The sequence below is a fragment of the Limosilactobacillus gastricus DSM 16045 genome, assembly GCF_001434365.1.
GTDB lineage: Bacteria > Bacillota > Bacilli > Lactobacillales > Lactobacillaceae > Limosilactobacillus > Limosilactobacillus gastricus.
Genome location: NZ_AZFN01000050.1, coordinates 1 through 1,028, shown reverse-complemented (window position 1 = coordinate 1,028; position 1,028 = coordinate 1). Strand labels below are relative to the sequence as shown.

The 1,028-nt window shown below is 35.2% G+C and carries 2 protein-coding genes; one reads left to right on the top strand and one right to left on the bottom strand.

Annotated features, from left to right (window positions below):
* The coding region (locus FC60_RS09535; RefSeq protein WP_158002926.1) for a recombinase family protein at positions 1-84 on the bottom strand (84 nt) is incomplete at its 3' end.
* 543 nt (positions 85-627) lie between these two features.
* Here FC60_RS09535 and FC60_RS09100 point away from each other — a divergent pair.
* Entirely contained in the window at positions 628-939 is a 312-nt protein-coding gene (locus FC60_RS09100; protein ID WP_032954689.1) for an ArsR/SmtB family transcription factor, read from the top strand.
* Positions 940-1,028: the final 89 nt, after the last annotated feature.

Sequence of the window (1,028 nt, the reverse complement as noted above, 5' to 3'; positions counted from 1 at the left end):
TTTATCAACGTCTTTTAAAGCCGCTAACTGTCGATCTAAATGTTGCTCCTTGGAACTCACACGCGCATAACCGATTTTAGCCATTTCCAATTCTCCTTTTGGACAGTTCTAATGAACACTTGTAATTCCTAGTATAGCACAGAAATAAAAAAGTCCATTAGGGTATACCCTATTGGCCGTTTCTATTTCTATTTTTCAAGTTTAACTTTCAAGAAGCTTATTTTGTTTTGCTGGTCAAATTGGTAGGTGTCAAAACCATGAAATGCAAATATTTTTCCACTACGTTTACGCCCAGCAACGGCCCACTCAGCTTGATAGTTACCATCATCGACGACTACATGGAAAAGATGCCTTAATTCTTGGTTATCTTTAAAAAAATTCTTGAAAAATTCGGCGACTCTAGTCGGATTATCAGCAACAAAACCATTAGCACCCTTGACCACAGCCCTTTTTGAAAAGAGTTGAATTATTTCATGCAATGCTTGTTCATCATTAGAAGCCAAGTCAAATAACTTAAAGTATTGTTCAATGATTTGCGTTTTTGAATCCATATACTTACCTTCNTACCTTCTTTCAACTGTTTAGTATATACTAAACAGTTGAAAAGTAAAAAAGGAGCGGCTATGCATGAAAGAGAACTTACCTAATATTGATCTCAATAAAGTTACCCTTACGCAAATACTAAAATCCTTAAGTGATCCTATTCGTTTAGAGATTGTCACTAAGTTGTTTAAAGAAAGCAAGGAATGCTCATGTGCCATTTTTAATGATCTAGGAAAGAAGAGCAATCTATCTCAACATTACCGAAATTTACGTTTAAATGGCTTAATTTCCGTTAGACATTCTGGTATTCATAGTTATCTTACGTTACGACAAGCAGAACTAGATCACAGATTTCCAAATCTTTTAAAGGCTATTATTGATAATTGGCACCATTGATTTTGAAAATAGCCTTTTAAGCGCTTGGTCATGCAGTGAGTTGCCTGTATAATAGTTCTTTGTAGAGAAGTTAAGGCGGTGGCTATTTC

Bases quoted from the DNA above. Each gene is read 5' to 3' on its own strand.
- FC60_RS09100 (WP_032954689.1), top strand. From the start codon at position 628: ATGAAAGAGAACTTACCTAATATTGATCTCAATAAAGTTACCCTTACG.